This window comes from Bradyrhizobium shewense, assembly GCF_900094605.1.
GTDB lineage: Bacteria > Pseudomonadota > Alphaproteobacteria > Rhizobiales > Xanthobacteraceae > Bradyrhizobium > Bradyrhizobium shewense.
This window is the reverse complement of sequence record NZ_FMAI01000006.1, coordinates 179,231-200,745: the sequence shown is the minus strand read 5'-3', so window position 1 is coordinate 200,745 and position 21,515 is coordinate 179,231. Positions and strand designations below refer to the sequence as shown.

Below are 21,515 nucleotides of genomic sequence, written 5' to 3'. Positions count from 1 at the left end.
GCGCAGGCGCAGCCCCTGTACAACGCGAGGAGCTTTCTGACCGACAGAGGTTTCCTTCGCCATGGCGCACAGCCTTCATTCGTCCTCTTCTGCGCCTGAGCCCGCTCGCTCGAACCGGCCGGACCTCGCCACCGATGCAATCCGCACCGCACGCGAGGATCTCGCCGCCTGCTTCCGCATGGCGGCGCGCAACGGTTTTGAGGAAGGCATCTGCAATCACTTCTCGGCCGTGGTACCCGGCCATGACGATCTGTTTCTCGTCAATCCCTATGGCTACGCCTTTCGCGAGATCACCGCGTCAAAGCTGCTGATTTGCGATTTCCACGGCAACGTGCTCGACGGCGAGGGCGTGCCGGAGGCGACCGCGTTCTACATCCATGCCGAGATGCATAAGCGCCTGCCGCGCGCCAAGGTCGCATTCCACACCCACATGCCCTATGCGACGGCGCTGTCGATGACCGAAGGCGATCCCTTGATCTGGGCCGGTCAGACCGCGCTGAAATTCTACGGCCGCACCGCGGTCGACCGCGAGTACAACGGCCTCGCGCTCGACAACCAGGAAGGTGCGCGCATCGCATCCGCCGTCGGCGACGCCGACATCGTCTTCATGAAGCATCACGGCGTGATGGTGCTGGCGCCCACCATTGCGGAAGCCTGGGACGATCTCTATTACCTCGAACGCGCCGCCGAAGTGCAAGTGCTGGCGATGTCGACGGGACGGAAGGTGCTGCCGGTCGATCCTGCGATCGCGGCCGAGACCTACAGGCAGATGCGCCAAGGCGATTCCGAATCCGCCCGGCTGCATCTCGCCGCGATCCGCAGGCAGCTCGACGCGGAAGAGCCGCAGTACCGGCACTGACCACAGTGTCATTCCGGGGCAAGGCAAAGCCTTGAACCCGGAATCCAGAGATGTGGCGCGAGATTCCGGGTTCTCGCTGCGCGAGCCCCGGAATGACTGGTCCCTACGACCCCTGCCGCAGCTTGGCCAGCACCTTCAGCCCGCCATAGCCGTCCGCTGGCGCAATCCCTGCGCGCTGCTGGAAATCCTTGATCGCCTTCATGGTGTCGTTACCGACCCGGCCGTCGGTGCCGCCGGTGTCGAAACCGGCTTTCGTCAATCGCGTCTGCATCTCCTGCACCTCGGCGAGCGTCAGCGCGCGCTCGGAGCCGGGGAAGGGCTGGATGAAGGGCGGCGCCCCCAGGCAGCGGTCGCCGAGATGGCAGATCGCGAGCGCATAGTTCATGGAAGGGTTGTAGCTCTTCACCGAGTAGAAATTCGGTCCGAGCAGGAAGGTCGGTCCGCCCGCAACCGGTGTCCACATTTGCGCGGATGCGTTCGGCTGCGGGAACGGCTGGCCGTCGGCTCGGGTGACGCCGGCTGACGCCCAGGCCGCATAGGTGCGGCTGCCGCTCATATTGCCGGCGGCGCGCACCTCATAGCCCCAATGCTCGCCGCGATGCCATTTGCCGCGGTTGACGAGATATTTTGCGGTCGAGCCCAGCGCGTCGTCGGGCTTGCCGAAGGGCGAGACCTTGCCGTCGCCGTCATAGTCGATGCCGACATTGAGCCAGACTTCCGGCATCCATTGCGAATGGCCCATCGCGCCGGCCCAGGATCCCTGCATCTGCTCCGGCGTGCTCCAGCCCTTGTCGACGATGCGCAGCGCATTGATCAGCTCGGTCTCCCAATAGGCCTTGCGGCGCGGCTCGTTCCAGGCGAGCGCGGCGAGCGAGGGAAACACCGGCGTCATGTGGTTCTGCTGCACCAGGGGATCGCCATAAGCGGACTCGACGCCCCACAGCGCCAGCAGCGTGCCGCGCTCGACGCCGAAATCCCGCTCGATGCGCGCCAGCAGCGCCTCGTTGTTCTTCAGTGCGATCTTGCCGTTGATGACGCGCCAGTCGGAGACGCGACGGTTGATGTATTGCCAGACCTGCTCGTGGAATTCGGGCTGGCTGCGCATCTGCTTGAACACGCTCATGTCGGGCTCGACCCGTCCCATCGCGCGTTGCCAGGTCGCTGCCGAAATGCCCTTGGCCATCGCACGTGCGCGAAAGCTCTCGCGCCATTCGTCGAAGCCCGGAGGCGCGGCGAGCAAGCGTGTCGGGAATGTGAGCAAAGCGGCTGCACCGAACGTCGAGTGCAGCAGGTTGCGGCGAGTCGGATGGAGGGAGGAATCAGCGTGCGTCATGGGCACATTGTAGCCCGAAACATGGCCGGTGTGGGTCGGTTCCTGGAACAGCCGCGTGGCTGATTCTGCGCGGCCCGGGATCATGCTTCTGTCGGAACAAACTGTCGCAGTCCTGCATTCCCTCCGTATCCGGAAGGAGGAGATGATGATGAGGACATATCTGTTTGCCGCCGCCATGATCACCGCCGTCGCGACGCCCGCGTTCGCTGATGAAGTCGGCGTTCACGTCGGCCCGGTCGGCGCCGGCGTGACGGTCGGTCAGTCCCACGAGTACCGCGAGCGAGACCGTGATCGCGACCGCACCACCGTCATCAGGGAGCGCGAGCCCTCTGATCGCACCACGGTGATCAAGAAGCAGGATGAATTCGGCAATCGCAGCAAGACTGTAATTCATCACGACAACGACTGACGGAGCAGGGCCCCGGCGGATCGTCGGGGCCCGCCTTTCGCATGCAGTCCGTTCATCGAACATTCGGGGTGGAATGAAGATACACACGCACGCGGAAAGCCATGTCGTCGAACTCGACGACGGATCGCAATGGCAGATCTTTCCCGGCGATCTCGCAACCACGCTGAGTTGGAAGCCCGAGACCGATCTGCACCTCGAGCAAAGCGCCGACCGGGTGAGTTCGCATGTGCTGGTGAATGCCACCGACGACAGCCGCGTACGGGTGATCGCGGCGGACGAGACCTGGGTCGATGGTGAGGTTAAGAAAGAGTTGAAGGGCGGGTAGTCGGCTCCCGCGCTTCGCGATATCCCTGACTTTAGGCCTGTCGTTTTACGGTCGGTTCGCTTCCGTCCGCGTAGGATGCGGCATGCGGGAGCTGTTCGACATCATCCGTGCCAATCCTTGGCCCTTCGGCGCCGGGCTCTTCGTCGTCGTTCTGATGATCATCGCCGAGAACTTTGGCCGCGGTATTCAGGGCGGCGACGGCGGTGCAGGTGGCGATTTCTCGGATGCCGGCGGCTGTGACGGAGGAGGCGGCGACTAGACCACACCTAGTCCCCCTGCAACTCCGTCGCGACGTTGGCGAGCCAGCGGCGAATGCTCGCCTCGGCCTTGGCGTCGAGGCCGCCAGCCAGACGCTTCTCCAGCGCCATCACCCGTTCCCGGCACGCCTTCAACAACGACGTTCCGCGCTTGGTCAGCGTCCATTGCTGGATACGGCCGTGGACGGGATGAGGCGTCATCAGAATCGCGCCGTCGCGTTCGAGGTTGCGGATGATGACCCCGACCGTCTGTGGCGTGAGGAAGGTGAGGCGGGCGACATCGGCACCCGATAGTCCCGGATAGGCATTCAGCATCGTCAGCACGGCAAATTGTGGCGACGTAACGCCGAGGTCTGCGAGCGTCCGCTCCATCGTCAGACGGACTGCGGCGTGAGCCTGGCGCAAGAGATAGCCGAGATAGCCCTGCTCGCCGCGCTTGCCTTCGCCGGCAGCGGGAACACGCACCGCCGCGTCGCCGGCAGGTTCGGGCACCGTGCGGGTTTTCGATCTGGTGACGGCGTCGGTCTTGCGTGACATGTCAGAGCTCTTATAATATGTAAGTACACTTATAATAAGACGAGGTGAACCGCAATGTCACATGCCCGTAGCGAATACGAGGATTTCAAGAAGATCGCGCCTGACGTCTATGATCTGGTGCTGGCGCTCGGTCAGCTTGCGACCAAGGCCGGCCTCGACAAGCAGCTCATCGAGCTCGTCAAGCTGCGCGCCTCGCAGATCAACGGCTGCGCCTTCTGCGTGCAGCACCATGTCCTGCTGTCGGAACGGATCGGCGTTCCCGTCGACAAGCTCCATTTGGTCGCGGTCTGGCGCGAGGCGCCGATCTTTTCGCCGCGCGAGCGTGCCGCGCTGGCCTGGGCCGAGTCGCTGACCGTCCTGCCCGACGGCGTCAGCGAGGACGTCTATGCCGAAGCTGCCCGGGAGTTCTCCGAGACCGAGCTGATGTACCTGACCTCGGCGGTCGCCTCGATCAACGTCTGGAACCGCTTCGGGGCTGCGTTTCGCTGGACGCCGGCGCCGCGGCCGGCGGCCGCGAATGCCGCGGCATCCTGATCGGCACGAAGGGAGGTTATGATGACAGCAATGAGTTTATCTGCCGTACAGCGTCCGGCGCCGTCACGTTCGACGGCGCTCGCCGTCGTTGCAGGGCTGGCCTGTGCGCTGGCGATCGGCAAAGCGCTGCCGGTGACGATGGATGCCGTCTCCGGCGCGCTGGCGCCGCTCTGCGCCACAGCGGCGGAGAGCTCGCCGCTCGACAAGGTCGAACCGATCGGCTCCTACGCATTGCCGAACGTGCCGGGCAAGCGCGTCACCATCGTGCGCGTGACCTATGGTCCGGGCGGATTCTCGCGCCCGCATCGTCACGCTGGATCCGTGACCGCCTACATCACCAAGGGCGAGATCCGTTCCCAGCTCGGCGGCGGTCCTGTCGAGACGTTTGGCGTCGGCCAGTCCTTCTTCGAACCGCCGGGCTCGACGCATCTGGTCTCGGCCAACGCCAGCGCGACGGAGCCCGCGGAATTGATCGCGGTGTTCGTGGCGGACGAGGGCGCGCAGCTCACGACGTTGCTTGAATAATCGGTAGCCCGGATCGAGCGAAGCGTAATCCGGGACCGTTGCCTCGCGCGAGAAAGTCCCCGGATTACGCTTCGCTCCATCCGGGCTACACGGCTCGTTCCCTTCAGCCCGCCCGCGATCGCCTCAGCCGTTTCCATGCCGGCGAGAGACCGTATTGGACGGCCGGAATCGCAACTGCGCCGACAAGAAGTCCAAGCACGCCTGAGATGGCTGCCTCGACCGACCATTCGATGATGCCGGCAATGGATGGAAGGGCGTGTGCGGCCGCCTCGCTTGCGGCATGGACCGTGCGGCCGACCACGGGCGGGCCGTATTTTTCGATGCCGTGCAGGATGATGCCGCCGCCAACCCAGATCATGGCGGCAGTGCCGATGGTGCTCAGCACCGCCAGGAAGGTGGGCATACCGCGGACCAGGGCGCGTCCAAGCGAGCGGATCGCGGCGCCAATGACTGAGGCGCCGTCGTAGCCCGCAAGGGCTACGCCGGCATCGTCCGCCTTCACGATCAGGGCCACCACGCCGTAGACCCCGACCGTGATACCGAAGCCGACCAGTGCCAGCACCAGCGCCTGCATCCAGATGCTGCCCGCCGGGAGGGCCGCCAGCGTGATCGCCATGATCTCCGCCGACAGGATGAAATCCGTCTTGATGGCGCTCGCGACCTTCTCGTCCTCGACCGACCGGGCATTCAGTGCGATCGGCTCGAGCTGGGCTTCGTGGTGGTGCGCATGATGCGGCATCACGGCTTCGAGCACCTTCTCGGTACCCTCGTAGCAGAGAAAGGCTCCGCCCAGCATGAGCAGCGGCGTCACCGCGGTGGGAAGGAAATAACCAAGCAGCAGGGCAGCGGGAAGCAAAATCAGCAATTTGTTGCGCAGCGATCCGACCGCAATCTTGCCGACGATCGGCAGTTCGCGCTTCGAGGCAAAGCCGATGACGTAGTTCGGCGTAACGGCCGCGTCGTCGATGACCACGCCAGCCGCCTTTACGCCCGCTTTGGCAGCCTGGCTCGCTACATCGTCGAGCGAGGCCGCTGCCACCTTTGCAATCGCCGCGATATCGTCGAGAAGACCGATCAGTCCGACACTCATCACCCCGATCCCTGTTTTTGTTTGAGCCGGCGGTGCGCGCGACAACAAGCTCTTGCACCGCCCTTCATTGGAGCGAGCAAGCCCTCAATTCTCCTCGCCGCTCGATCCCTCGCGCAGATCCGGCTTGATCACGTCGTCCGGCAGCGCATGGGCGACCGGCTGCGACGTGATCGCGATCTCCGGGCCGACCTCGCGGCCGCGGGCGTGGATCAGGCGTTCGTAGGCGGAGACCAGGGTGACGTAGGGGCTGACCCAGATCCAGCCGTCGCGTGTGAACACCTGCACGTCGAAATGCAGATGCATCGAGGTGCCGGCTGGATGGTCGAGATAATTCGAGATCACACCGATCTTCTCGCCTTCGGTGACGATGCGGCCATTGAGCACGCCATCGGCGTTCATTGCGTGCGGATTCATGTGCATGTAGCGGAAGCGGATGTGCTCGGTGCGGCTGTTGACTTGAAGCGTCGCGGCCTGATCCTTGGACGCGCGGATCACGATGGCATCGCGCACGGCGACGACGCCGCGCTGCTTGGGATCGCAGGGCTCGCGGCCTTCGCCGGGCGGCGGGCAGTCGGCGGCGCGGATGTCCTCGCCCTGATGGCCGTAACCGCCCGCGCATTGCCAGACCTCGAAACTGCGGGACTCGCAGAAATTGTCGCGCCAGGGATAGGCGGTCGTGCTCTCCGTCCTGTCCCGCTTGGCATAGGATTGCGAGCGGATGAAGGCGGGTGCCTTTTCGAGCGGAAAGCGGATTTGTGCATAGGCCATTGCGTCGGGATGGCCGCCCTGCTTGCGGTAGCCGGTGTTCGGGATGATATCGCCGCTCGGCCGGTAGCTGAAATCCGGCGAACGGCCCGCCGGACGATCGAGGACGTTGGAGGCAATGTCCGTCAATGGCCGCATGCGCTGGCCGCCGGCGACGCGCAGGGCCTTCAGGAAGCGCTCGGCCACCGGATAGGCTTCCTTGCAGGCCAGCCGCCGCGGCTTGGCGACGCTGTCGAGGCACTGGATCGACACCACATAGGCGACGCCGAAACGAGTGAAAGCGTAGCGTACATAGCCTTCCCGGATGAACCTGCGCAGGTCCGGGTAGAGCGCTGTGAGTGGTTTGATCTGCTCGCCCTTGCCGCCGGCGGGATCGGCGATGTCGTAGACGAGCGCCGATCCTGTGATGTGCACTTCGACCGGCCTTGTGAACACCCGGCTAGGCATTCCCTCACCGGCGCCGGGCTCGAGCGAGAAAGTCGCGCTGTAGCCGGCGGGGCCGGCATCGAACATGTCGACGGGATTGAAGTCCGCCTGATAGCGCGACAGCGCGAGCGTCGCCGTCGCGCCGCTGCGTTGCGCCTCGAGGTAAGCGGCGGCGTCGAACGGCAGCAGCACCGGCACGGGACTGCGGGTGATGCCGGTGAAGAATCGCGAGGAAACCGCGTTGAGCTGCACCAGGGCGGGCATCGCGCGCGGATCGTAGCGCGGCACCGAACGGCGAGGTGCGAAGATGAAATCGTCCGCGACGCGGGGGCGGCTGTTGATCTCGGTGCGGAGTTGGTCGAGCGCTGCGCGCCAGTCGACGCGCAGGGCCGTGAGCGAGGGGCTGCGGAATTCATCCGCAGCGAGCGGAGCGGCAATGAGGAGCGAAAGCGACGCCAAAAGAAGCGAGACGAAGCGGAAACCCTTCCCAACCACTGTCTCGCCCCCCGGCGGCACCTGCGATCGCTCTGTTCCCCGTCAGTCCTTGGCGCGTTCGGAGTAGGAGCCGTCCTCGGTCATGACCACGATGCGGGTACCGACCGCGATGTGCGGCGGCACGGTGGTGCGCACGCCGTTGGAAAGCACCGCCGGCTTGTAGGAGGACGAGGCGGTCTGGCCCTTGGTCACCGGCTCGGTTTCGACCACCTCCAGCGTCACGCGCTGCGGCAGCGCGAGCGAGACCACGTTGACGTCGTGGGTCGACAGCTTGACGGTCATGTCCGGTTGAAGATACGAGGCCGCGTCGCCGACGACGTCCTTGGAGACCTGGACCTGGTCGTAGGTCTCCGGGTTCATGAAGTGGAAGCCGTCGCCATCTTCATACAGGAACGTGTAGTTGCGCTCTTCGATGGTGGCCTTTTCGACCTGGTCGGTGGTCTTGTAGCGCTCGGAGATCTTTACCCCATCCGAGATTCGGCGCATTTCGATCTGGCTGACCGGGGTACCCTTGCCGGGGTGGATGTTTTCGGCGCTGACGACGACATAGAGCTTGCCGTCTTGCTCGATCACGTTGCCTTTGCGAATAGAACTGGCGATGACTCTCAAAGCTATATTTCCTGCTTGCTTGGCCCGGCACCGGCCAGGACGTGATCAATTCGATGGGGGACTTGGGGCCTCAAATCGGACCTCGGCGCCCGTTTCGGGCCGCAACATACTGATTTTGCCGTTAGATGCCAGCGTTTTGCTCGGATCTGGGGCGGTCGGGTAATGGCTGGGGACAAGCCCATCTCACCGTTCTGGTCGCCCGGGCGGCACCTCGACCGTCGGCCGTTCCTCCAGGCCAGGGGGGCCATTACCGGGTCTCTACGGGGCTTTTTCGCGGAGCAGGGGTTCGTGGAGGTCGAAACCTCCGTTCTCCAGGTGTCTCCGGGCAATGAGACCCACCTGCACGCCCCTCGGACCGAGATCATGCGGCCGGACGGTAGCCGAGCCCTCCGGTATCTGCGGACGTCGCCCGAATTCGCCTGCAAGAAGCTGCTGGCGGCGGGCGAGACGCGGATTTTCGAGTTCGCCCGGGTGTTCCGGGACCGTGAGCGCGGCGACCTTCATCTGCCCGAATTCACCATGCTGGAATGGTATCGGGCAGGCGCCTCCTATGACGCCATCATGGCCGATTGCGTCGTCGTCATCGCCCGTGCGGCGCAGGCGACCGGCATCGGCACCTTCTCGTTCCGGGGGCGGACCGCCGATCCCTTCGCCGAGCCGGAGCTCCTGACGGTCGCGGGCGCCTTCGAAAGGTTCGTCGGCATCGACCTGCTGTCGACAATCAGGGACGGCGAGGGTAACCGTGCCGCGCTGGCCGAGGCGGCCAGTGGCAAGGTCCGTGTGGCCGGGGATGACACCTGGTCCGACGTCTTCAGCAAGGTGCTGGTCGAGCACGTCGAGCCGCATCTGGGGCAGGGGCGTTTGACCATTTTGTTCGAATACCCATCTCCAGAGGCGGCGTTGGCACGGGTGAAGACTGACGATCCCAGGGTTGCCGAGCGCTTCGAGGTCTACGCATGCGGCGTCGAGCTCGCCAACGGCTTTGGGGAACTGACCGATGCCGCGGAGCAGCGAAAGCGCTTCACGGAATCGATGGCGGAGAAGCAGCGCCGCTACGGCGAAGCCTATCCGCTCGACGAGGACTTTTTGGCTGCGGTCGCCGCAATGCCGGAGGCGAGCGGCGTCGCGCTCGGCCTCGACCGGCTGGTGATGCTGGCAAGCGGCGCATCGCGGATCGATCAGGTGGTTTGGACGCCACCTGCAAATGAAGCGTCTAGTGAGACATGACAAAAACGAACCTTGCACGCACCCTGCGCGAGCCGGCTGAGCTCGTCGCTGAAGGTCTGGCGCCCGCAGCAGCGCTGCCGGCGCTCGAGCGCGTTGCCGCGCGCTATGCGGTGGCGATCACGCCGGCGCTGGTCGAACTGATCGATCCGTCCGACCCCGACGATCCCATCGCACGGCAATTCGTTCCGAGCGCCGCGGAGCTTGAGATGCAGCCGGGCGAGGACGCCGATCCGATCGGCGATCATCCGCACTCGCCGGTAGCAGGGATCGTGCACCGCTATCCCGATCGCGTCCTGTTCAAGCTCGTTCACGTTTGCGCGGTCTATTGCCGCTTCTGCTTCCGCCGCGAAATGGTGGGACCCGGCAAGGAGAACGCGCTGTCGGATAGCGCCTATCGCGCGGCGATCGATTACATCCGCTCGCATCACGAGATCTGGGAAGTGATCCTGACCGGTGGCGATCCCCTGATGCTGTCGCCGCGCCGGATGGGCGAGATCATGGCCGAACTCGCGGCAATCGACCACGTCAAGATCATCCGCCTTCACACCCGCGTGCCCGTGGCCGATCCCGCGCGCATCAGCGACGAGTTGGTTGCGGCGCTCAAGGTCGAGGGCGCGGCCACCTGGGTGGCGCTGCATGCCAACCATGCGCGCGAACTGACGGGACCGGTGCGCACCGCCTGCGCGCGGCTCGTCGATTCCGGGATTCCCCTGGTTAGCCAGTCCGTGCTGTTGCGCGGGGTCAATGACAACATCGCCGCTCTGTCGGATTTGATGCGAGCTTTCGTCGAATGCCGGATCAAACCCTATTATCTGCATCACGGCGACCTCGCGCCGGGCACCGCGCATCTTCGCACGACCCTTGCCGAAGGACAGGATTTGATGCGGCAGTTGCGCGGGCGGGTGTCAGGGCTTTGTCAGCCGGACTATGTCATCGACATTCCCGGCGGCGCCGGCAAATCCCCGGTGGGGCCGAGCTACGTCCTGGCGCCACAAAATACCGCACCCCATGCGGGTGATGCGGGGGCCGAAACGCGCTATCGTATCGTGGACTATTGCGGCGACGTTCATCTCTATCCGCCCGAGACGTGAGCGGTGATGGAGAGCGCGCCGGTTCGAGAATGGAGAGGCGGAAATGAAAAAGATCATGGTGGCAGCATCGCTCGTGGTCTTGCTTGGCGGCGCGGCGGCAGCACAGACCGGCGGTTCCAAGGGATCGACCTCCGGCGGCAGCGGCGGAACCTCTGGATCGGTGTTGCCGGCACCGGTCGGTCACCGCCAGCCGCGGGCGGCTGACGTGCCGAGCGAGAAGAATTTGAGCAATCCGAACACCCCCGCGAACAAGGAAGACGCGGAGCTCGATCGCAAGATCAAGAGCATCTGCCGCGGCTGCTGATCCTTTCACCTCTCCCCGTTGGGGAGAGGTGAGGAGAGCGAACGCGAGTTCGCCATGAGCTAGGCCGAGCGCTCCTGCAATCCGGCGCGCCGGGCGTTGCGACGGATTTCCACCGCGTCGGCGAGCTGCTCGAGCGCGGTCGCCGTAGTCGGCCAGTCGATGCAGCCGTCGGTGATGCTCTGGCCGTAGGTGAGCGGCTTGCCCGGCACGACGTCCTGGCGGCCGGCAACGAGGTTGCTCTCGATCATCACGCCCATGATGCGGCCTTCGCCGCCTGAGATCTGGCCGGCGATGTCGGCCGTGACCAGCGGCTGGTTCTCGGGCTTCTTGCTCGAATTGGCGTGGCTGGCATCCACCATCACCAGCGGCGCGACACCGGATTTGGTCAGCTCGTTGCAGGCGGCCGCGACGCTTGCCGCATCATAGTTCGGCTTGCTGCCGCCGCGCAGGATGATGTGGCAGTCCTCGTTGCCAGCGGTCGAGGCGATCGCCGAGCGGCCGAGCTTCGTCACCGCCATGAAGTGATGCGGATGCGAGGCCGACTTCACGGCGTCCGCTGCGATCCGCACATTGCCATCGGTGCCGTTCTTGAAGCCGACCGGGCAGGACAGGCCCGAGGCCAGCTCGCGATGGATCTGGCTCTCGGTCGTGCGTGCGCCGATCGCGGCCCAGGACACGAGGTCTGCGATGTATTGCGGCGTCGTCATGTCGAGGAATTCCGTGCCGGCGGGCAGGCCGAGATTGTTCACTGCCGACAGCACGTTGCGCGCCAGCCGCAGGCCCTTGTTGATGTCGAAGCTGCCGTCCAGATCGGGATCGTTGATCAGGCCCTTCCAGCCGACCGTGGTGCGCGGCTTCTCGAAATAGACCCGCATCACGACCTCGAGCTGGTCGGCGAGTTCTTCGCGCAAGCTCGCGAGCCGCTCGGCATATTCGAGCGCGGCCTTGGGGTCATGCACCGAGCAGGGGCCGACCACGACCAGCAGGCGGTCGTCCTGGCCGGCGAGAATGGCGTGGATGGCGTTGCGCGCCGCCATCACCACACGCGTCGCGGTGAGCGTGCGCGGGACTTCCCGCATCACCTCATCGGGCGTGCTCAGCTCTTTCAATTCGCGGATACGAAGATCGTCGGTCGTGCTCAGCACGGCGGGCTCCTGTTTGTTTCGAACCTGCCGGCCAATAAAAAAGCCGCCAGGTCTGGCGGCTTGTTCGGACGTTTGCTTCAATATTCAGATTGAGCGCGATCCTCCTGCCGCCAGCGAGCTGTCGTAGCTAAAGTACCAAAAATAGCTGGTGGCGACGGTGATCATGGAGGGGCATATAGCGCGCCATCGGCGGATTGTCACCCCCAATCTGCGCGGCAGGTGACGAGGCGGGTCAGGTGTTGCTGTTGCGCGCCGCCAGCGCCAGGCCGATCAGGCTGGCGCCGCCAAACAGGAGGTTGATACCGACGAGGACGCCGATGGCCCATTCCGCCGAGCTCGGCAGTCCCGTGATCACCATGAAGGAGATCGCGATGTCAACGAGGCCCGAGATCAGCAGCCACGACCAGCGGCCGATGAGCTCGCGGCGGTGCTCCAGTGCGTACATGATGGTGGCGACGCCCTCGGCCAGGAAGTAGGCGCCGACCACGATGGTCAGCGTCAGCACGGCCTGCATCGGCCGGGCCAGCAGCAGCATGCCGGCAAGCACGGCGAGCGCAGCCGAGATCAGCGACCACCAGAAGCCCGGCGTGCTGCGCGCCCAATAGGTCACGATCAGCCCGCCAATGCCGCTGATCAGGAACATCCAGCCGAGGAAGATCGCGATAGCAAGGCTTGCGAGCGGCGGCAGGATCAGCGCCGCGACGCCGAGAATTGCGAGCAGGATGCCCTCGAACAAGAAGGCCTTCCAATGGGCCTTGACCGTCTGGCTCATCATGGATTGAAGCCGCGAAAAATCCTCGGGCGACGTCATCGGCAGGCTCCAGATCGAAAGGTCAGCGCTCAATCTAGTATGCGCGCAGCGCGCTCGCCATCCCGCGGCTCACCCGCCGCCGGGCGCCGAGGAAAAACCCTCCGCGCTGGTGCGGATGCGGTTGCGGCCAAGAACATAGATCGCCGTTGTGACAATCAGAAGCGCAAGGCCGAGCAGGATCGATACGAAGCCGATCGGGATCAGGGCCAGCGTCAGATTGCGCTCGGGGTTGATGAGCCAGTGATGGATCGAGGTCAGCACGAAGGCGAGGCCGAGAAAGCCGACGCCGCCGCCGGCAAGCAGCAGCGCCCACATCCGGCGGAGCTGGCTGAGCCGCTCCCGCGCGACATCGGTCCGGGGGGCGTGATGGCGAGCGACGCGCCGGACCAGGCGGATCGCGAAGGCGATCGAGCTGAAGCCGATCAAGAGGCTGGAGGCGCCCAGCCACATCCGCAGTGTCGGATCGAGGTCGGGCATCCTTTGCAGGGTCAGCAGCGGAAAGTCGAAGGCGGAATGCAGCGCAAGCGGGCCGGCCAGCATCAGGAGGCGGCTGGAGAGGCGGGCCCAGTCGCGATGGTGCCGGTTCGCACCCAGCGCCGTGCCGGCGCGCGCGATCGTCAGATAAGCGCCCGCGATGATGCCGAGCGCGCCGTGGAACGGCACCGTCAGCACGCTGCGCAAGGCGGCCAGCGAGCGCCAAATCTCGGCGTGCTGAACCAGATAGGCGAGGTTCTCGTAAGCGGCGAAGCCGAGGCCGACCGCGGCGCCATAGACCACGGTGTCCATCGGATTGGCAAAGGTCCGCCGCTTGGTCGAGGAGATCACCACGATGGCGATCACCTTGACGGCTTCCTCTGGCAGCGCGACGCCGAAGATCGAATGCATCGCCAGCGCCGCCCAGGGGTCGTCGGGCGCGGCGACCATCTTGGCGAAGGGGGCGCGGGCGAGGCCCAGCAGCGAGATACTGGCCGCGCCTAACAGGAACGCGGTCCAGACCTGGGCCGGCGGTCCCGGACGCTCCTCGGCGGCGATGACAAGCCACAGCATCAGCAGCGCCGGGGCGATGGCGGCCGTTCCGATGACGGTGGGCAATGCTTCAATCAGGTACATCGGCGCCGAAAATAGGTTCCCTTGATCCGCTTATCTACATTCACCGATGCGACCATGTGTCATGCGCACGCTGTCGGTTCGCTTAACGAGCGCGACAGACTTCGTTCATCTGCCGTCGCCCGTCGCGCCGTAGAATACAAGCGCAATCAATTGCATGACAGCACCTGTTCGTCATCCATGATAACGCTCGCGCCGCCGAGCTTGAGGCGCGATTGGCAAGCCGGATCAAGGAAATGCGTGGGTTTCTTCGATTCACGGCGTAGCCCTGCGCCGGTCAGGCCAGCTAGCCGCGCTTCGTTGGGTCCTCGCGGGGCGGCGAGGCGAGCCGGCGCATCCGCGCCTGCTCCAGCTCCCAGAAGGCGCGGACGAGGCAGGTGCCAAGGCAGAACACGATGAGCACCAGCAGGAAAGCCTGGTCGACGGCGGGGATGTGCATCATGGCGATGATAAAGCAACGCCCATGCCATGCGTTCCAGCAACGGCCGGTGCTTTCCGCCTTCAGTGCGTGGTGAACGGCGGCGGCGCCCCGGGAGCGACGTCGAAGGCGCCGAGATGGAATTCCTCGCCGAGGGATGTGTCGGCTTCGCCCGGTTGCGCCAGCAGCGTGAACGCGGCCTGGGGGTAGAGCTTCCAGATCTCCAGATCGCCGGCGGTGATGGTGAGCCAGCCGAACGTGTACATGTAGCGTCCGGGCTCAGTGACCCGGCCGACCCTGTCCCAGGTGATCTTGTCCACTGTAACTTTGTCGACTGCCATTCGGTCCCCCGATCGCAAGTCTGCAAATGACGCCCGGCCTGGAGGCACGGACGATCATAAGCTGATCCCGCAATGGGGCCGCGATAGGGCGGCGATGCGCAGGCAAGACGGCCCGGCGGTGGCCGCTGCCTGCCAATTCAGCGCGCCGTCGAGGCCGCCTCTGCTTCGGCCGCCCGCTCCAGCTGACGGTGCGAGGCGTGGAAGACGTCGTGGACGAGACCGATCTTTTCCAGGCCCAGGATGATCAGGCCGTTGACATCGATCTCCCACCAGGCGTGCGAGATGTAGGCGTCCCGCGGGAAGCGGTGATGGTTGTTGTGCAGACCCTCGCCGAAGGTGAGGATCGTGGTCACGAACTCGTTGGTCGAGGCGTCGACGACCTCGAAGCGACGATAGCCATAGGCGTGACAGACCGAGCCGGTGAGCTGGCTGGTGAGGATCAGCAGATAGGCGCGGAGCAGGCCGGAGAACAGCACGCAGCCGATCATGGCGTGCACGCCGCCGAACGTGTAGCCGATCACGCCGGGGATGAAGACTGCCGACATCCCGTACCAGACCCAGCGCGTGCGCACGAAGAACATCGCGATCGGATCGGCGAGGATGTCCTTGGCATAGTATTCGTTGTCGGTGGTCGCCTGGTCGAACACCCAGCTGCCCTGGGCGTGCAGAAAGCCCTTGAACGCGCTGATATAGCGATTGCCGAAGCCGTCGAATTGCGGGCTGTGGGGATCGCCGACGTCATCGGCGTAGAGATGGTGGCGGCGGTGGTTGGCGACCCATTTGGCGATCGAGCCCTGCACAGCCATCTGGGCGATGGCGCAGAAGAAGACACGCATGATCGGGCCGGTACGGAAGCTGCGATGGACGAACAGGCGGTGCATGCCGGCACCGATGCCGAACGTCGTCAGCGCGAACATCCAGGCGAACGTGAACAGCTCGACCTTGCCGACGCCTTGCGTCACGGCCCAGATGATGCCGGCGACCGCGCCGACATAGAGGATGCCGAGCAGGAGATAGCTCTCGCGCAGCTTGGCCTGGACCAGCGGCCCTTCGGTGACGACGCCGGGTGGAAGCTGCGGCTTCGGCGCGACGGGCGCGTTCGGCGCGATCTCTGCCGGGGCGAACTCGGCGTCGGCGATGGACATTCCGGGGCTTCCAATACTCGAGGCCCGCAGTGATTGCGGACGCACCGGGGCACACCCTACTGCGCAGGGGTCGCCATCTCCAGTATTTAGTTAAGAAAGAGTTAAGATTGATCGGGCCGGCTTCAGGCCGACTGGAGCAAGGGCGTGCGGACGATCAGGCGGACGAGGTCATCCCGTGACTGTTTTTCGGCGAATTTGACGGCAAAGCCGTGCTCGAACTTGCGGATCACGCGCCCGACGCAGACGCCGACCGCAAGCGGGGTTCCGAGCGGGGGATCGTATTCGCAGGAGATCGCGACGCCAGCCGTGGAGACGTCGATGATGAAGCACGGATGGCTGCTGCCGTTGGCGAGCGTCAGGAAGGTGTGCGAGACCTGCGGTACGAAACGCGCGTCGTTCCGCAGCTCCTGGACGCTGGCGTCCTTCTGCTTCTTCTCGAGCCAGGTCAGCTTTTCAGACATCCAGGCGCGCCGCGCCCGCGTCATGTCGAGCTCCATCAGGAAGCCCGACTTCAGCGTCGCGCTGATCGTGCACTGGAATTCGCCGAAATCCTGGAAGTAGGAGGTGAGGCGCTCGCCGACCTTGCCGACGACGGGCACGTCCACGATCATTCGGAAGGGCGAGACGCGCTTGGTGCGGCAGGCGAAGCTGCGCAGCTTGCCCTCGCAATCATACCAGCGGGGCAGCGAGTAGCTGCCGCTGACCGTGACGTCCACTGCACGCTGCCTGAGGAACTCTGCGACGGACATGAGGTGCCAATGATGTTCGGGATTGCTTCCGTAATTCCACGGTAGCTGTCAAATTCTAAGCAAATGATACTAGCGCAAAGGAGCAGGGGTAAATTTCCGGTAAATGCGCGCTTCGCGCGCCCGGCAGAAAGCGCGGCATAAGGACCCGTTATGCTGCAGGCCGCCTCACAACATCGTCATCGAGGGTGCGGTGAAGCAACGACGCGCTGTGGCGCCTAGAGTGATCCGAACAGCACCAGCAAAGCCAGCGAGCCCATGGCCATCGCGAACTGGATCGTCGTCCATATCAGGCCGTTCGGGCTGATCTGCAATCCCAACGGCGGCAACGCGCGCCGCATCGCCAGCGCCGTGAATGCTTCGACAATGGCGAGCAGGAGGGCGATGCCGGCGATGAAAGACCATGACTCGGTCGGAGGCATCCATGGCGCGAGCCAGGCCGGGACGGAGCCCTTCAAGGCGGCGAGCAACGCGAACCAGCCGAACCAGAATGCGGAGCGCTTGACGATGTCGGGGCCGATCGTTTCGGGCTCGAGGCGGATACCGATCGTTGCCAGCGCGCTTTCGATGCGCTCGCCGTCGGTCAGGACGACGAACGCGCCGAGATAGAGCGGAATGCGCGACTGGAAGAGCAGGGCGAGGATACCGAACAGGATAACGTGGCCGATGACGTCGCCGAGAATATCGCTGATTGCGTTCTTGGCGCTGCTGCCTGACGGCACGAGCGCCGCCGGCGCGGAATCTGCCTGACGCTGCGGAAGCGATCTGGCGCGCGCCATGTGCTCCAGCATTTTGGCGCGTCGGTCCGATGGATGCTGGTGGGGATGGCTCAGCCATGGCGGAAGGCCCGGCCTCGCTGTGGATGCGCCGGCCGAACCTTCAATCTCGGGGTTACACTGCGCCATGGGCCTGGACCGGTTCCAACTGACATTGGTCGGTAGCGGGCAGCGGGGAGGTTCACGCGAAGCGGCGGAAATTGCAGCCGGGCTGTCATGGCGGCTCAGTGCGGCGCCATCTATCGCCGTCGCCTGCACTGGCGCTCCCTAGCGGAACAACCTTTCTGGGCATTCTCAACGACTTAGCCGGTCGGTTAGCCAACAATTCGTCCACTGTAATCGTTGACGAAATTCCGCTTTTGGCAACCCGTCAGGCAAGCGAAGACCCATAAAGTGTTGGCGGCTGGACCGGCTTGTTCGCCAAAACACAACCACACAACCTGATAAATTGCTTTTGGGTTGTGCCAAAACCCGTAGTTCTCCGCCAGCTGTGCCACGCCGAGCTGAAGAGCCTTAATCGTCGTCCCAAGTACGTTCGCCGCACTCGCATTCAAACGCGCGCACAGTCGCTCCCCGATCCGGGAAAAACACGAGTCTCAACAAGCGGAGCGTTCTTCCGCAGGATCTACACTCTCTATTCGGCTGGCTTTTGATTTCGCCAATCTTTTCAGCTTTAAACAGTTCCATCCATGGTGTCCTAAGCCCAAGGTGTTTGATGCCTAAGAATTAGGCACGAATTCCACGCCCTGTCAGCTCAAAAATTAACTTATGTTACGGCTCTAAAATGGGCACCCAACTAGGGCCCGTAGTTCTCCGGATAAGAACGGCCGCGCAATTTAAATAGGTCAGTGTTTGTTCCCCAGGCGTGTATTTATAAACGGAACACGTAGAAGTAAGGCCGCTGAGTTGGGTGGCCTCAATCCCTCAGACAGTTCTAGGAACGCCCGGCAAGCCTCGGGCTTGGTGCTGTGCTCCGGCTTCATGCCCCCCGTGCGGGCCGGAGTAAGTCCAACGGCCCCAGCCGCCGCCAAACTGCTGGGGCCGTTTTTTTCCGGGAGGGATTTGTTATTTGGGACCGAAAGCACTCAGGAGCCCGATCAGGACGGGTATCAGGGCGACGCCGGCCCACAAAGCTGGCGCGCCAGAGTTTAGGCCGGCAATGAAGATCCCGATGCCAAAGCCGACGATAAAGGCCGAGATCGCGTAGGCAGCTACTATGTCCATCGGTCGACCCACAAGCAACTGGATCGATATCTCAAGGACGCGCCGCGGCACCAAACGTTCCAGCGCGCAGCCCTTTACCGGGCCAGCTGTGGATTCCTAGCTCCCGCAAATTTCGGGCGCCCGTTTAGTAAATGGGGCCGCAAAGCCGCACTATTGGTATGGGGCGGTGTGTTTATCGGACGCCCTGTCTTTTGCGCGCACCGCCCGTATTTGTCTGCATGGGCACCAACCTGGGAGACGCAGATGGTTATGCGGGACGGGAGTTACGTCGACGACCTTTACTATGCTGGCGGGGATTCCGTGACGGTCAAGGTCTTGGTTGGTCGTGACGACGCCGAGTGGCGCACAGCGCATCTTTCAGAGATGCCGCGCGAGTGGCTGACCGAAGTGAAGGCGGCCGTTGATGGGGCTCTTTCTCGGGCCTCTTAAAAAATAGGATGAATAGTGAAGATACTTAATCTGCGTCCTTGTTCGGGCGGGAGGCGCTTTGCCTCGATCGACGTTGAGGTTGCGCCCGGAGTTCGGGCACTGGATGTTTCTGTCATTCGCAAGACTGATGGCTCGCTGCGCGTTTTCGGTCACTCGCTGACCTTCGACCGCAGTGTTGCCGATGGCCTAGCGCGCGCCGCGGTCGCGGTCGGAGAGTGTCAGTATGAGCGACGCTAAGCAGCGCACCGCCAAGCCTGGCGACTTGCTTTCTCAGTGGTGGACGCTCGGTGCGATTGCCGCCGACCGGCGCACCTCCGGGCGGCACATGAAGGCGGGCTGGGTAATCATCAATTCATATTGGCAGAAGCACGGCAACGGTCGTGCCAGCCTGCGTTTCATTGAGCGAGCCACCGGCATGGACCGGAAGACCGTCATCAGGGCGTGTCGCGAGCTTGACGAGTGGGGGCACGCGGCGCGCGCCACGGGTGCCGGCAGCCGGCCGTCTGAATATGTGCCGCGGTGGGTGACCACGGCCAGTGGTGTGCAAGCGGCCACCACTAACGACGATGACCCTAGTGGTGTGCAAATGACCACCGGGGTGGTGGTTGAATCCCCACCACTAGAAGGCGCTAGTGGTGTGCAAATGACCACCGAATCCTACCTACGTAGTCCGGCTTACAAGCCGGACCTACAGATAGGTAGAGATGACACGCGCCCGCCTACGGTGCCGCTGCTTGGGGATGGCCTGGCGGCCACCCCAGCGCGCGGGTCGGCGGTGGAAGAGTTGCCAAGCTCCCAAGCCGAGCCAACCTTTGAGCTATGCTACCGCACCTATGACTGCCTGAAAGGCAAAAAAGAAGCCAAAGCTGCGTGGGATGCGCTTCCGCCCGAGGTTGACCGCGCCGCCGTGATTGCCAAGGCCGGCGAGTGGCAAGCCTCATGGGCAGCACAAGGCAAGCCGGACGCACCGCGCAAGCACCTGGCCACGTGGTTGCGCGAGGAGCGTTACGACGAAGTGGCTCCTACCGGCTACGTGAAGCAAGAGAAGGCGAGCAAGTCCAAGCCAGCCAATCCGGCCAAGCCAACCAAGCGCAAGCCTGCCGCACCCATAACGGCCCGCATTACTGCAAGCAAGGTTGTCGGCCCTTCCGGCGAGACGGAGCTACACTTCACCGCAACCGACGCGGCTGGCGTGCAGCATGAGCACGTCATCACGTTGGAGCATCCCGACGCCGAAACCCAATTCGATGGCCAACAGCAACTGGCCAAGCTGGTGCACGCGGCCGGCCTTGAGCAGATTTTGGACTCCAGCGAGTTGCATGGCCGCACCATCGTCATAACCGAGGATGGTTTCACTGCGCCGACCACCCGTCCCGACGATGATACGCCGCTGCCGGCAAAGCCTGAGCCAACGCCGGAGCCGCCACCACCGCCAAGCAGGCCGTGGACGAAGCCGACGAGGCAGCGTTGAGGGCGAGGGTTGCAGCCTTCCCTCCGATGCCGCGCGATGACTACGGCACCAAGGAATGGGAGCGGCGCTATACGGCCCGGCAAGAGCGCGCCGCGGGCATGAGGGAATGGGACGAGGCGCATCCTGAGCTATTCGAGGATAAGCCCGCAGCCAATGACGAATGGCCGGCCTGGATGGGCGCTGAATATGAGGAGGACGACGAGGCGGCCTGACCGGGCAGGGCGAGGGGCCACCGCGATCCTTCCCATATTCGCCACCAACTACCGGCCCCACAGTCGCACGCTAAATCCCGCAGTTATTCAGATTATTGTCCAGGCCGCGCAGACGGCCGATCAGCACGTCACGGAGCATTAATGACACCAGCCAACGACAACCAGCCGCGCACGCCAGAGCAGTACCGCGCCATCCTGGCAGAGCAAGCAACCACAGGCGAGCGCGCCTACCAGGGAGGCGCCTGGCCTCAAGGCCGGCGCTTGCATAAGGCGGGCAAGTTAGTGCTCGTCATGGGGCTTATAGATTGGCAGGTGCGGAACGCCATGCCCCGCCTGAGCGCGGCGAACGACAACCAGGCCATTGATTTTGATCACACGGAAACTGTTGAACGCGACCTTTTAGATGGCGACGCCATCATGGCCGCGGTCGAGTTGGAGAAAGCGGAGGCGGGCAAGCATTACCGCGCACATAGTCAGGAAATCTTCGTCGTCACCGAGCGGGATGACGTCGGCAAGCCGGTCAAGGGAGAGTGGCGCCCCATTGCGGGCGGATCTAGCTTTGATCGGAAACACTCTGCAGCGGCCCCTGACTGGACCGTGGACGACATGAGCGAAGAGGATAAGATAGTCCAAGCCATAGACACAAAGCGGATCCGAGCAAAGCTCGGCAAGTCGGTTTGCGGGCTGCTGGATATGGCGGCCGGCGATGCGACCATAGGCGAGATTGCGGACGCGATCGGTGTCAGCCGCGCGAAGGCTGAACGCTATGTCGATATGTCTATCCAAAAATATTTGCAGGTTGCAGCCTGAAAACTGAAAAAATCCTGCCCCTCGCCTCAAGAGGGCAAGGGTACTGCTTACGACGTGCACCTGCGCCGGCTTAGTCCGGCGATTTTTTGGCACC

The 21,515-nt window shown here is 63.9% G+C and carries 25 protein-coding genes; 12 read left to right on the top strand and 13 right to left on the bottom strand.

All coding sequences use genetic code 11. From position 1 onward, the window contains the following. Window positions 1-61 precede the first annotated feature (61 nt). Window positions 62-859 (top strand): aldolase, encoded by a 798-nt coding sequence (locus GA0061098_RS13865; protein WP_091956815.1) that lies wholly within the window; start codon window positions 62-64, stop codon window positions 857-859. 103 nt (window positions 860-962) lie between these two features. Here the strand turns inward: GA0061098_RS13865 and GA0061098_RS13860 are convergent, their stop codons facing one another. Beyond that, complete coding sequence (locus GA0061098_RS13860; protein WP_091956979.1) at window positions 963-2,192, bottom strand: lytic murein transglycosylase; 1,230 nt, start codon at window positions 2,190-2,192, stop codon at window positions 963-965. A gap of 148 nt (window positions 2,193-2,340) precedes the next feature. Here GA0061098_RS13860 and GA0061098_RS13855 point away from each other — a divergent pair, with 148 nt between their 5' ends. The 3 genes from GA0061098_RS13855 to GA0061098_RS44955 all read left to right on the top strand — a co-directional run bounded on the left by GA0061098_RS13855 (window position 2,341) and on the right by GA0061098_RS44955 (window position 3,185). Next, on the top strand, window positions 2,341-2,601 hold the full coding sequence (locus tag GA0061098_RS13855; protein WP_026202873.1) for a hypothetical protein: 261 nt from the start codon (window positions 2,341-2,343) through the stop codon (window positions 2,599-2,601). A gap of 73 nt (window positions 2,602-2,674) precedes the next feature. Continuing rightward, a complete protein-coding gene (locus GA0061098_RS13850) occupies window positions 2,675-2,926 on the top strand; it encodes a hypothetical protein (RefSeq protein WP_091956814.1) in 252 nt (83 codons plus the stop codon). An 82-nt stretch (window positions 2,927-3,008) separates the two neighbouring features. Beyond that, on the top strand, window positions 3,009-3,185 hold the full coding sequence (locus GA0061098_RS44955; protein WP_165637349.1) for a hypothetical protein: 177 nt from the start codon (window positions 3,009-3,011) through the stop codon (window positions 3,183-3,185). Window positions 3,186-3,192: 7 nt separating this feature from the next. Here the strand turns inward: GA0061098_RS44955 and GA0061098_RS13845 are convergent, their stop codons facing one another. After that, on the bottom strand, window positions 3,193-3,720 hold the full coding sequence (locus GA0061098_RS13845; RefSeq protein ID WP_091956813.1) for a MarR family winged helix-turn-helix transcriptional regulator: 528 nt from the start codon (window positions 3,718-3,720) through the stop codon (window positions 3,193-3,195). Window positions 3,721-3,774: 54 nt separating this feature from the next. On the opposite strand from GA0061098_RS13845, the gene GA0061098_RS13840 reads away from it, so the two are divergent. Together GA0061098_RS13840 and GA0061098_RS13835 are read left to right on the top strand one after the other, a co-directional pair. Continuing rightward, window positions 3,775-4,254: a carboxymuconolactone decarboxylase family protein gene (locus tag GA0061098_RS13840; RefSeq protein WP_091956812.1), complete on the top strand. Its 480-nt coding sequence runs from the start codon at window positions 3,775-3,777 to the stop codon at window positions 4,252-4,254. Between the two features lie 21 nt (window positions 4,255-4,275). After that, window positions 4,276-4,779, top strand: coding sequence for a cupin domain-containing protein (locus tag GA0061098_RS13835; RefSeq protein WP_091956978.1), 504 nt, complete (start codon window positions 4,276-4,278; stop codon window positions 4,777-4,779). A gap of 103 nt (window positions 4,780-4,882) precedes the next feature. On the opposite strand, the gene GA0061098_RS13830 is transcribed toward GA0061098_RS13835, so the two are convergent. From GA0061098_RS13830 to efp, 3 genes are all read right to left on the bottom strand, one after another. Next, a complete protein-coding gene (locus tag GA0061098_RS13830) occupies window positions 4,883-5,869 on the bottom strand; it encodes a DUF808 domain-containing protein (RefSeq protein ID WP_091956811.1) in 987 nt (328 codons plus the stop codon). A gap of 84 nt (window positions 5,870-5,953) precedes the next feature. After that, window positions 5,954-7,576, bottom strand: a complete 1,623-nt coding sequence (locus GA0061098_RS13825) for a peptidoglycan DD-metalloendopeptidase family protein (RefSeq protein WP_091956810.1) — start codon at window positions 7,574-7,576, stop codon at window positions 5,954-5,956. Window positions 7,577-7,597: 21 nt separating this feature from the next. Then, the gene (efp, locus tag GA0061098_RS13820) at window positions 7,598-8,164 is read right to left on the bottom strand and encodes an elongation factor P (protein ID WP_018323088.1); all 567 of its coding nucleotides are present in this window, start codon (window positions 8,162-8,164) and stop codon (window positions 7,598-7,600) included. Between the two features lie 162 nt (window positions 8,165-8,326). On the opposite strand from efp, the gene epmA reads away from it, so the two are divergent. From epmA to GA0061098_RS13805, 3 genes are read left to right on the top strand one after another with little or no spacing between them, the layout of a single operon-like run. Next, the gene (gene epmA, locus GA0061098_RS13815; RefSeq protein WP_091956809.1) at window positions 8,327-9,391 is read left to right on the top strand and encodes an EF-P lysine aminoacylase EpmA; all 1,065 of its coding nucleotides are present in this window, start codon (window positions 8,327-8,329) and stop codon (window positions 9,389-9,391) included. After that, entirely contained in the window at window positions 9,388-10,482 is a 1,095-nt protein-coding gene (locus GA0061098_RS13810) for a lysine-2,3-aminomutase-like protein (RefSeq protein WP_091956808.1), read from the top strand. The genes epmA and GA0061098_RS13810 overlap by 4 nt, the downstream gene beginning before the upstream one ends. 43 nt (window positions 10,483-10,525) lie before the next feature. Beyond that, a complete protein-coding gene (locus tag GA0061098_RS13805; RefSeq protein WP_091956807.1) occupies window positions 10,526-10,786 on the top strand; it encodes a hypothetical protein in 261 nt (86 codons plus the stop codon). 59 nt (window positions 10,787-10,845) lie between these two features. Here GA0061098_RS13805 and GA0061098_RS13800 read toward each other — a convergent pair whose 3' ends face one another. The 8 genes from GA0061098_RS13800 to GA0061098_RS13770 form a co-directional block, all read right to left on the bottom strand. Further along, window positions 10,846-11,931, bottom strand: a complete 1,086-nt coding sequence (locus GA0061098_RS13800; RefSeq protein WP_091956806.1) for a 3-deoxy-7-phosphoheptulonate synthase — start codon at window positions 11,929-11,931, stop codon at window positions 10,846-10,848. A 232-nt stretch (window positions 11,932-12,163) separates the two neighbouring features. Then, window positions 12,164-12,742, bottom strand: coding sequence for an HdeD family acid-resistance protein (locus tag GA0061098_RS13795; RefSeq protein WP_091956805.1), 579 nt, complete (start codon window positions 12,740-12,742; stop codon window positions 12,164-12,166). A 69-nt stretch (window positions 12,743-12,811) separates the two neighbouring features. Further along, window positions 12,812-13,852, bottom strand: a complete 1,041-nt coding sequence (locus GA0061098_RS13790; protein ID WP_091956804.1) for a PrsW family glutamic-type intramembrane protease — start codon at window positions 13,850-13,852, stop codon at window positions 12,812-12,814. Window positions 13,853-14,135: 283 nt separating this feature from the next. Continuing rightward, window positions 14,136-14,291 (bottom strand): hypothetical protein, encoded by a 156-nt coding sequence (locus tag GA0061098_RS44950; RefSeq protein ID WP_165637348.1) that lies wholly within the window; start codon window positions 14,289-14,291, stop codon window positions 14,136-14,138. 59 nt (window positions 14,292-14,350) lie between these two features. Next, on the bottom strand, window positions 14,351-14,608 hold the full coding sequence (locus GA0061098_RS44945) for a hypothetical protein (protein ID WP_165637347.1): 258 nt from the start codon (window positions 14,606-14,608) through the stop codon (window positions 14,351-14,353). Window positions 14,609-14,745: 137 nt separating this feature from the next. Then, window positions 14,746-15,753 carry an acyl-CoA desaturase gene (locus GA0061098_RS13780; protein WP_091956803.1) on the bottom strand — a complete coding sequence of 336 codons (1,008 nt, stop codon included), beginning with the start codon at window positions 15,751-15,753 and terminating at the stop codon, window positions 14,746-14,748. Window positions 15,754-15,875: 122 nt separating this feature from the next. Further along, entirely contained in the window at window positions 15,876-16,502 is a 627-nt protein-coding gene (locus tag GA0061098_RS13775; RefSeq protein WP_091956802.1) for a PilZ domain-containing protein, read from the bottom strand. A gap of 215 nt (window positions 16,503-16,717) precedes the next feature. Then, window positions 16,718-17,278 carry a hypothetical protein gene (locus GA0061098_RS13770; RefSeq protein WP_245323299.1) on the bottom strand — a complete coding sequence of 187 codons (561 nt, stop codon included), beginning with the start codon at window positions 17,276-17,278 and terminating at the stop codon, window positions 16,718-16,720. A gap of 1,873 nt (window positions 17,279-19,151) precedes the next feature. Between GA0061098_RS13770 and GA0061098_RS13755 the strand changes: the two genes are divergently transcribed. The 3 genes from GA0061098_RS13755 (at window position 19,152) to GA0061098_RS13745 (ending at window position 21,421) form a co-directional block, all read left to right on the top strand. Continuing rightward, a complete protein-coding gene (locus GA0061098_RS13755) occupies window positions 19,152-20,399 on the top strand; it encodes a helix-turn-helix domain-containing protein (RefSeq protein ID WP_091956798.1) in 1,248 nt (415 codons plus the stop codon). A gap of 26 nt (window positions 20,400-20,425) precedes the next feature. Next, window positions 20,426-20,611, top strand: a complete 186-nt coding sequence (locus tag GA0061098_RS13750; RefSeq protein WP_091956797.1) for a hypothetical protein — start codon at window positions 20,426-20,428, stop codon at window positions 20,609-20,611. A gap of 141 nt (window positions 20,612-20,752) precedes the next feature. Next, a complete protein-coding gene (locus GA0061098_RS13745; protein WP_091956796.1) occupies window positions 20,753-21,421 on the top strand; it encodes a hypothetical protein in 669 nt (222 codons plus the stop codon). The last annotated feature ends 94 nt before the right edge of the window (window positions 21,422-21,515 follow it).

Bases quoted from the DNA above. Each gene is read 5' to 3' on its own strand.
- GA0061098_RS13865 (WP_091956815.1), top strand. From the start codon at position 62: ATGGCGCACAGCCTTCATTCGTCCTCTTCTGCGCCTGAGCCCGCTCGC.
- GA0061098_RS13860 (WP_091956979.1), bottom strand. From the start codon at position 2,192: ATGACGCACGCTGATTCCTCCCTCCATCCGACTCGCCGCAACCTGCTG.
- GA0061098_RS13855 (WP_026202873.1), top strand. From the start codon at position 2,341: ATGAGGACATATCTGTTTGCCGCCGCCATGATCACCGCCGTCGCGACG.
- GA0061098_RS13850 (WP_091956814.1), top strand. From the start codon at position 2,675: ATGAAGATACACACGCACGCGGAAAGCCATGTCGTCGAACTCGACGAC.
- GA0061098_RS44955 (WP_165637349.1), top strand. From the start codon at position 3,009: ATGCGGGAGCTGTTCGACATCATCCGTGCCAATCCTTGGCCCTTCGGC.
- GA0061098_RS13845 (WP_091956813.1), bottom strand. From the start codon at position 3,720: ATGTCACGCAAGACCGACGCCGTCACCAGATCGAAAACCCGCACGGTG.
- GA0061098_RS13840 (WP_091956812.1), top strand. From the start codon at position 3,775: ATGTCACATGCCCGTAGCGAATACGAGGATTTCAAGAAGATCGCGCCT.
- GA0061098_RS13835 (WP_091956978.1), top strand. From the start codon at position 4,276: ATGACAGCAATGAGTTTATCTGCCGTACAGCGTCCGGCGCCGTCACGT.
- GA0061098_RS13830 (WP_091956811.1), bottom strand. From the start codon at position 5,869: ATGAGTGTCGGACTGATCGGTCTTCTCGACGATATCGCGGCGATTGCA.
- epmA (WP_091956809.1), top strand. From the start codon at position 8,327: ATGGCTGGGGACAAGCCCATCTCACCGTTCTGGTCGCCCGGGCGGCAC.
- GA0061098_RS13810 (WP_091956808.1), top strand. From the start codon at position 9,388: ATGACAAAAACGAACCTTGCACGCACCCTGCGCGAGCCGGCTGAGCTC.
- GA0061098_RS13805 (WP_091956807.1), top strand. From the start codon at position 10,526: ATGAAAAAGATCATGGTGGCAGCATCGCTCGTGGTCTTGCTTGGCGGC.
- GA0061098_RS13795 (WP_091956805.1), bottom strand. From the start codon at position 12,742: ATGACGTCGCCCGAGGATTTTTCGCGGCTTCAATCCATGATGAGCCAG.
- GA0061098_RS13790 (WP_091956804.1), bottom strand. From the start codon at position 13,852: ATGTACCTGATTGAAGCATTGCCCACCGTCATCGGAACGGCCGCCATC.
- GA0061098_RS44950 (WP_165637348.1), bottom strand. From the start codon at position 14,291: ATGATGCACATCCCCGCCGTCGACCAGGCTTTCCTGCTGGTGCTCATC.
- GA0061098_RS44945 (WP_165637347.1), bottom strand. From the start codon at position 14,608: ATGGCAGTCGACAAAGTTACAGTGGACAAGATCACCTGGGACAGGGTC.
- GA0061098_RS13780 (WP_091956803.1), bottom strand. From the start codon at position 15,753: ATGTCCATCGCCGACGCCGAGTTCGCCCCGGCAGAGATCGCGCCGAAC.
- GA0061098_RS13775 (WP_091956802.1), bottom strand. From the start codon at position 16,502: ATGTCCGTCGCAGAGTTCCTCAGGCAGCGTGCAGTGGACGTCACGGTC.
- GA0061098_RS13770 (WP_245323299.1), bottom strand. From the start codon at position 17,278: ATGGCGCGCGCCAGATCGCTTCCGCAGCGTCAGGCAGATTCCGCGCCG.
- GA0061098_RS13755 (WP_091956798.1), top strand. From the start codon at position 19,152: ATGAGCGACGCTAAGCAGCGCACCGCCAAGCCTGGCGACTTGCTTTCT.
- GA0061098_RS13750 (WP_091956797.1), top strand. From the start codon at position 20,426: ATGCCGCGCGATGACTACGGCACCAAGGAATGGGAGCGGCGCTATACG.
- GA0061098_RS13745 (WP_091956796.1), top strand. From the start codon at position 20,753: ATGACACCAGCCAACGACAACCAGCCGCGCACGCCAGAGCAGTACCGC.